The 6,687-nt window shown below is 66.2% G+C and carries 8 protein-coding genes; 2 read left to right on the top strand and 6 right to left on the bottom strand.

Annotated features, from left to right (window positions below):
• Window positions 1-208 precede the first annotated feature (208 nt).
• On the bottom strand, window positions 209-475 hold the full coding sequence (locus tag V6M49_RS08880) for a DUF7218 family protein (RefSeq protein WP_332760894.1): 267 nt from the start codon (window positions 473-475) through the stop codon (window positions 209-211).
• A gap of 260 nt (window positions 476-735) precedes the next feature.
• On the opposite strand from V6M49_RS08880, the gene V6M49_RS08875 reads away from it, so the two are divergent.
• Both V6M49_RS08875 and V6M49_RS08870 read left to right on the top strand, forming a co-directional pair.
• On the top strand, window positions 736-1,581 hold the full coding sequence (locus tag V6M49_RS08875; protein WP_332760893.1) for a class I SAM-dependent methyltransferase: 846 nt from the start codon (window positions 736-738) through the stop codon (window positions 1,579-1,581).
• Window positions 1,581-1,868 (top strand): SRPBCC domain-containing protein, encoded by a 288-nt coding sequence (locus V6M49_RS08870; protein ID WP_141139220.1) that lies wholly within the window; start codon window positions 1,581-1,583, stop codon window positions 1,866-1,868. Before V6M49_RS08875 ends, V6M49_RS08870 begins: the two co-directional genes overlap by 1 nt.
• A gap of 99 nt (window positions 1,869-1,967) precedes the next feature.
• On the opposite strand, the gene V6M49_RS08865 is transcribed toward V6M49_RS08870, so the two are convergent.
• The 5 genes from V6M49_RS08865 to V6M49_RS08845 all read right to left on the bottom strand — a co-directional run bounded on the left by V6M49_RS08865 (window position 1,968) and on the right by V6M49_RS08845 (window position 6,631).
• The gene (locus V6M49_RS08865; protein ID WP_056348975.1) at window positions 1,968-2,246 is read right to left on the bottom strand and encodes an HPr family phosphocarrier protein; all 279 of its coding nucleotides are present in this window, start codon (window positions 2,244-2,246) and stop codon (window positions 1,968-1,970) included.
• A gap of 66 nt (window positions 2,247-2,312) precedes the next feature.
• A complete protein-coding gene (locus tag V6M49_RS08860) occupies window positions 2,313-4,349 on the bottom strand; it encodes a PTS fructose transporter subunit IIABC (RefSeq protein ID WP_332760892.1) in 2,037 nt (678 codons plus the stop codon).
• 2 nt (window positions 4,350-4,351) lie between these two features.
• Window positions 4,352-5,347 (bottom strand): 1-phosphofructokinase family hexose kinase, encoded by a 996-nt coding sequence (locus tag V6M49_RS08855; protein WP_332760891.1) that lies wholly within the window; start codon window positions 5,345-5,347, stop codon window positions 4,352-4,354.
• The gene (locus V6M49_RS08850; protein WP_332760890.1) at window positions 5,344-6,147 is read right to left on the bottom strand and encodes a DeoR/GlpR family DNA-binding transcription regulator; all 804 of its coding nucleotides are present in this window, start codon (window positions 6,145-6,147) and stop codon (window positions 5,344-5,346) included. Before V6M49_RS08850 ends, V6M49_RS08855 begins: the two co-directional genes overlap by 4 nt.
• A gap of 226 nt (window positions 6,148-6,373) precedes the next feature.
• On the bottom strand, window positions 6,374-6,631 hold the full coding sequence (locus V6M49_RS08845; RefSeq protein ID WP_056348963.1) for a DUF6458 family protein: 258 nt from the start codon (window positions 6,629-6,631) through the stop codon (window positions 6,374-6,376).
• Window positions 6,632-6,687 lie beyond the last annotated feature (56 nt).

The following is a 6,687-nucleotide window of genomic DNA, read 5'->3' as shown; positions in this document are numbered from 1 at the left end:
TGCCGACAGTCCCGGCGGGAAGGCTCCCGCCAAAGCCGGTGCCAAGACTGCGGGGACGAGGACAACGAGTGCCAAGACGGCTGCGGCGAAGTCCTCCGAAGCCAAAACCGCCGCCGCGAAGCCTGCGGCGAAGGCCACCACCACACGGGCGCGAAAGGGTGCCTAAAGCGGTACGCGAACAGTCTGCGGTGATGGGGATGGCCGCCGCCTAGGAGTTCCGCAGGGCGGAGATAAGCTCGCTCTTCTTTTTGGCTGAGTAGCCGGTGAGGCCTATTTCCTTGGCTTTGGCCTTGAGTTGCGGGACGGTCCAGTCCTCGTAGTCGCCGGATTTCCCGCCCTTGCGGCCCACCGCGGAGCGGCCTTTCTTGGCGGCCGCGTTCGAGATACGGGCGGCTTTCTGCTTGGATGCGCCGTCCTCGCGCAGTTCCTCGTATAGTTCAGGATCTTTCAGGCTCGGGTTCTTTTTGCCGGGCATGTCGTCCTCCTTCACCGGGACCGGGAAATCCTGGACGCCGAAGCGCCGTAATGGCTGGTCAGGCTTCCACGCTAATTCCGGGGTTGGGGAAACACAAGGAAACCCTAAGTTTGCTTGCTTCCGCGCCGAGTCCTAGCCCCTGACGCTTTACAGCCCGCCCCGCTGCGGCCACAATGGGTCGCATTGCAGCCCTGTGCAACAGCGTGCTGTCACTCGAAGCCTGTCAAGGGAAAAGCCTGTCAAAGGAGAGGGGCGCCACTATGAATGACAAAGTGGACGTAGGCGAGGCCGACCGGGCTCTGAAGCAAAAGCACCGGGCCATGTGGGCTTCAGGGGATTACCCCGCGCTGGCCAGTGAGATGCTCCTGGATCTCGGAGCCATCCTGGTGGATGCGTGCGGGGTCAAAGCCAAGCAGCGTGTTCTGGACGTCGCTACGGGTTCCGGCAACGCGGCCATCCCCGCTGCCATGATGGGTGCCCAGGTAGTGGCCAGCGACCTCACCCCGGAGCTGTTCGATGCCGGGCGCCGGCAGGCAGCCGACCGCGGCGTAGAGCTGGAGTGGATGGAAGCAGACGCCGAGGCCCTGCCGTTCGAGGACGACAGATTCGATGTGGTGACGTCCTGCCTCGGCGTGATGTATGCGCCACACCACCAGGCCGGTGCGGACGAAATCGTCCGGGTGTGCAAACCCGGCGGCACCATCGGCCTGCTCAGCTGGACGCCCGAAGGCTTCATTGGAAGGATGGTTGCCACCATGAAGCCGTTCGCGCCGCCGCCTCCGCCCGGAACCCAGCCGCCCCCGCTGTGGGGCAGCGAAAACCACGTGCGGGAACTCTTCGGCGACAGGATCACCGATATCCAGGCGAAAAAGCGCACGCTGGCCATCCGCAGTTTCCACCAGCCGGAGGACTTCTTGCGGTACTTCAAGTCCCACGACGGTCCCACCATCTCGGTCTATAAGTTCATTGGCGGCGACCAGGACAAGGCTCAGGCCCTGGACAAAGCGCTCATCGAACTGGCGGATTCGTTTGGCGAGGCCCACGGTGATGCCGTATGGCAAATGGAATGGGAATATCTGCTGTTGACCGCCAAGGAGGCCCGGTAGTGCCCGTGAACCTCGTAGCCACATCCACCATCACCATTGATGCTCCGGCGGACCGCGTCTGGAAGGTCATCACCGATCCGGCCGCCGTGAAGGAGTTTATGTTCGCGGACCTGGAGACGGACTGGACGGAGGGTAGCCCCATCGCGTGGCGCGGCGAGTGGGAAGGCAAACCCTACGAAGGTAAGGGCCGGATCCTCGAGGTGGATCCCGAAGACGCGACGGAGCACTCCAAGGGCATGTGGGACATGCTCGTGGCGGACGTCAAGAAGATCGCCGAACGGGGCTGACCACCCCAACTTAAACCAGCGGCTTAAGAACCAGCGGCCGCCGTCGCACCTTCCCCAAGAGAGGGGACAGGCGCGACGGCGGCCGCTGGCGTGAAGCCGCTACTCGGCGTCGTGATCCGTTTCCAGGATCTGGACCAGGCGCGCCAGGGCGTCATCCGCGCCGGTACCTTCGGCGCGGAGCACCACAACGTCGCCGTGGGCGGCACCCAGGCTCATGAGGGACAGGATGCTCGCGGCGTCCATTGCCTCATCGACAGGCTCGCCCTGGCGGGCGATGGTGATGTCCAGGTCGAACTCGCCGGCGGCCTCCGCAAAGATGGCGGCGGGGCGGGCGTGCAGGCCTACGCGGCTGGCGACGGTTGCGGTGCGTTCTGACATTCTTGCTCCTTTGTCTTTCGGCGCCTGTTGGTTCAGCGCCGTGAATCGTTGTTTGGTAAGGCGGGGTCAGACCGTTGCGGGAACGGTCTCCACGGTAGCAGCGGGCTCGCGGACGGCCCAGCGCTTGAGGGCGATGACTGCCAGCGCGCTGACCACGGTTCCGGCCAGGATGGCGACGATGAACATGATCAGGTTGCCGATGGCGAAGAACACGAAGATACCGCCGTGGGGTGCCTGCGACGTAACGCCGGTGGCCATGCAGAGGGCTCCAGTGAGGGCACCGCCCACCATGCTGGCGGGGATGACGCGCAGCGGGTCGGCCGCGGCGAACGGGATGGCACCTTCGGAGATGAAGGACGCGCCCAGCAGCCAGGCCGCTTTGCCGTTTTCACGCTCAGCCAGGCTGAAGAGCTTCTTGTCGAGCACGGTGGCCAGGGCCATCGCCAGCGGTGGGACCATGCCGGCAGCCATGACGGTTGCCATGATCTGCCACGGCGCCTGGTTGGTGGCGCTGCCAGCGCTCAGGCCGGCAACGGCGAATGCGTAAGCAACCTTGTTGACCGGGCCGCCGAGGTCGAAGCACATCATGAGGCCGAGGATGATTCCGAGGACGACGGCGGACGCGCCGGTCATGCCCGACAGCCAGGAGTTCAGTGCGGTGGTGAGCCCGGCGATGGGGCCGCCGAGAACCAGGAACATCAGGCCGGAGGCAAAGATTGAAGCCAGCAGCGGGATGATCACCACGGGCATCAGGCCGCGGAGCCAGCGCGGCACCTGCCACGTCCCGATCAGATGGGCCATGTAGCCCGCGAGCAGGCCGCCCACGATGCCGCCGAGGAAGCCTGCCCCCATGAACCCTGCGACGGCGCCGGCAACAAAGCCGGGCGCAATGCCCGGACGGTCGGCGATCGCGTAGGCGATGTAGCCGGCCAATGCGGGAACCAGGAAGCCCATGGACAGAGCGCCGATCTTGAACATGACCGCGCCAAGGTAGATCGCGAGTCCGCCTTCGGGCAGGTTGCCGAAGTTATTCTCCACCACCACCTTGTCAGCGACGCCCGTGATGTCGTAGCCGCCCAGCAGGAAGCCCAGGGCGATCAGCAGGCCGCCACCGGCCACAAACGGGATCATGTAGCTGACACCGGTGAGCAGTGCCTTCTTCAGTTTCTGGCCGATGTGCTCGCCCTTTTCGGTGGCCTCGTTCTCGGCCTGTTCCTCGGCCCCGAAGTGGGGGACGCGGCGCGCATTCGGATTGACAGCGGCGGCGAGTGCTTCCTGGACCATCTTGGCGGGCTCGTCGATGCCGCGCTTGACGGGGGCGTTGATGACGGGCTTGCCGGCGAAGCGCTCCTTGCCGCGGACATCCACGTCCACCGCGAAGATCACGGCTTCGGCGGCGGCAATGACGGCAGGGTCAAGCGGCTTGGCGCCGGAGGAACCCTGGGTCTCCACCTGCAGGTCCACACCCATTTCCTGGGCAGCGGCAACCAGTGAGTCGGCGGCCATGTACGTGTGGGCGATGCCGGTGGGGCACGCGGTCACGGCCACCAGGCGCCTGGGACCCGCGGTGGTTGAGCCTGCCGCAACCGCGCCGGCGGCAGCAGCCTCGGGCGCAGCTTCGGAAACCGCAGCAGCCGCGTGGGCTGCCGGCTTGTCCGTCAGGGCGCCGTCCACCAATTCCACGATTTCCTCGCGGGAAGACGCCGCACGCAAGGCCGCAGTGAAGTCCTTCTTGATCAGGGACCGGGCCAGCTTGGACAGCAGCTTCAGGTGCTCCTGGTCCGCGCCTTCTGGGGCGGCGATGAAGAAGATCAGGTCCGCAGGGCCGTCCTTGGCGCCGAAGTCCACCTTGGGGTTAAGGCGGGCCATGGCCAGTGTGGGTTCGAGGACGGCGGCTGAGCGGCAGTGCGGGATGGCAATGCCGCCCGGGATGCCGGTCGCTGTTTTCTGCTCGCGGGCGAAGGCGTCGGCGAAGAGGCCTTCAACTTCTGACGCGCGGCCGGTGGCAGCAACTTTGCTGGCCAGGTGCCGGATCACGTCCTCGGGCGAGGTGCCCAGGTTCTGGTCGAGCTCGACCAGTTCGGTGGTGATGAGCTGAGTCACTGTCAATCCTTTCGAAGGGCCGTGATGGTTACGGCTTCCGGGGTGGTTTGGTGGACTGCCGGGACAGTGGAACCCGGCAGCGAAGCGGCGGCGGCACCATGTGCCACAGCCTGACGGAGGCAATCGGCCGGGGCGGCGCCCTGGCCGTGGGCGAGCAGATAGCCAGCCAGCGATGAATCGCCCGCGCCGACAGTACTGACCGCGGCGACCGGCGGATGCGTGGCCAGCCACGCGCCGTCGGCCGTTACAAGGACAGCTCCCTTGGATCCGAGAGTTGCCAGCACAGCACCCACACCGGAACGCACGACGGCGGCGGCGGCCGCTGCGGCGGCCTCCGGATCCGCTTCAAGTTCGTCTGCGGTGGACGCCGTGGCGAAGCCGGCTGCAGCAGCCAGTTCCGCCAGTTCCTCGGCGTTGGGTTTGAGGAGGTCCGGTTTCCCGGACACACCGTCCGCCGAAGCATCAGCTACGGCAGCGACGAGCGGAGCGCCGGACGAGTCCACGGCGATGAACGGCGCGCCGCCTCCCGCCCCGTTACGCAACCGCCGTGTGACGGTGGCGTAGAAGTCGGCCGGGAAGCCGGGAGGCAGGGAACCGGCCAGGACCACCCAGCTGGCGCCGCGGGCGCGTTCCAGCAGCAGGCCGATCAGGGCTTCCTGCTGGACTGCATCCATGATGGGGCCGGGCTCGTTGATCTTGGTGGTCACGCCACCCGGCTCAGTCAGCGCCACGTTGGTGCGCAGCGGTTCGTCGATGGGGAGGGCCGCGAACGGCACGCCATCGTGGAGCAGCCCGGCGAGGACGGGATCACTCGCGGCGCCCGGGAGCACGGCGATGGTCTCCAGGCCGGAGGCAACCAGGGCGCGGGAGACGTTGACGCCCTTGCCGCCGGATTCCTGGCTGACCGAAACGGCGCGCTGGACTTCGCCGCGTTCCAGGGGTCCGGGCAGGGCCACCGTGCGGTCCAGGCTGGGGTTGGCCGTGAAGGTGACGATCACGCGATCACCACGTCGACGCCGGCCTCGGTCAGGGCTGCCGCCAGTTCGGGGGTGGGCTCGCTGTCTGTAATCAAGGTGTCCAGATCTTTCAGGGAGGCGAACTGGACCAGGGTTTCTGCGTCCAGCTTGGAGGAATCGGCCAGCACCACGATGCGGCGTGCCGAATGGACGAAGGCTGCCTTGACGGCGGCTTCTTCAGGATCGGGCGTGCTGAGGCCAAAGGTGGGGTGGATGCCATTGGTGCCGATGAAGGCGATGTCCGGGCGCATCCGCTGCGCGGCCTCCACTGTTGACTGCCCCACGGCGGCCTGGGTGAGGCCGCGCACCCGGCCGCCCAGGATCTGGAGGGCGATTCCGGGAGCGCTGGACAGTTTCGCGGCGATGGGAACGGCGTGGGTGATGACCACCAGTTCGGCTCCACTTCCGCCAGCGGAAGGTTCGACGGCGGCGCGGCGGGAGAGGAGGTCGGCCAATGCTTCGGTGGTGGAACCGGCGTCGAGCAGGATGCTGCCGGACGTGGCCTGGGGGATCAGGGCCAGGGCCGCCTGCGCGATGCGCATCTTCTGGTCCGGGCGCTGGATGGTCCGTTCGTTGATGCTTTCCTCGGTGGTGCTGAAGCGGTCGGCCGCAACTGCTCCGCCGTGGACCCGGCGCACGGTGCCGGTGGTTTCGAGGGTGGCGAGGTCGCGCCGGACGGTTTCGGTGGTGATGCGGAAGCGCTCCGCCAGCATGGTCACGCTGACCCGGCCGGCGCCGGCGACTAGCTCGGCGATCTTCTGCTGGCGCTCCTCGGCGAACACGTACCCTCCGTTGCGTAAAGTGCTGAATCCCAGCGGCTGTGACGTCCAGTGACTGGCATCACATGATGTTGAATTACTTGACTTTATCTTCGCTTATGTTGGTTTGTCAATGGAAACCCACATGAAACAAAGCCTGCCGGCCGGTGTTATGGGTGAGACGGTCCGGAAACGGAAAAGCCGGGCCGGACCTGTCTGGTCCGGCCCGGCGTCCGGGTGGTTGTGGAGCCTAGATACCGCCGTCGCGGCTTTCGTTGCGGGTGATGCGCTCGCCGGTGTTGGGATCAACCACCGAACGGGTTTCGCTGACCCGGCGGCTGCGGCCCGGTGAGGCCAGGATGAGGGAGGCGATCAGCCCGATCACACCAACGGCCATCAGGATGTAGCCCACCATGACCTGGTCTATGAAGGGGATGAGTCCCGGGGCGACAGCCCAGGCCAGGATGGCGCCGAGTGCAATAAGGAAGATGGAGGAACCGATTCTCATGACTTGCTCCTTGTTGTCCGCTGATCTTGGAGGGGCGGTACTGTGTGCGGCAGCAT

This window comes from Pseudarthrobacter sp., assembly GCF_036675385.1.
GTDB lineage: Bacteria > Actinomycetota > Actinomycetes > Actinomycetales > Micrococcaceae > Arthrobacter.
Note: the sequence above shows the minus strand (reverse complement) of the source record. Positions and strands in the feature narration are given on the sequence as shown.

Excerpts from the sequence above, each read along its gene's own strand:
- V6M49_RS08880 (WP_332760894.1), bottom strand. The coding sequence starts at position 475 with ATGCCCGGCAAAAAGAACCCGAGCCTGAAAGATCCTGAACTATACGAG.
- V6M49_RS08875 (WP_332760893.1), top strand. The coding sequence starts at position 736 with ATGAATGACAAAGTGGACGTAGGCGAGGCCGACCGGGCTCTGAAGCAA.
- V6M49_RS08865 (WP_056348975.1), bottom strand. The coding sequence starts at position 2,246 with ATGTCAGAACGCACCGCAACCGTCGCCAGCCGCGTAGGCCTGCACGCC.
- V6M49_RS08845 (WP_056348963.1), bottom strand. The coding sequence starts at position 6,631 with ATGAGAATCGGTTCCTCCATCTTCCTTATTGCACTCGGCGCCATCCTG.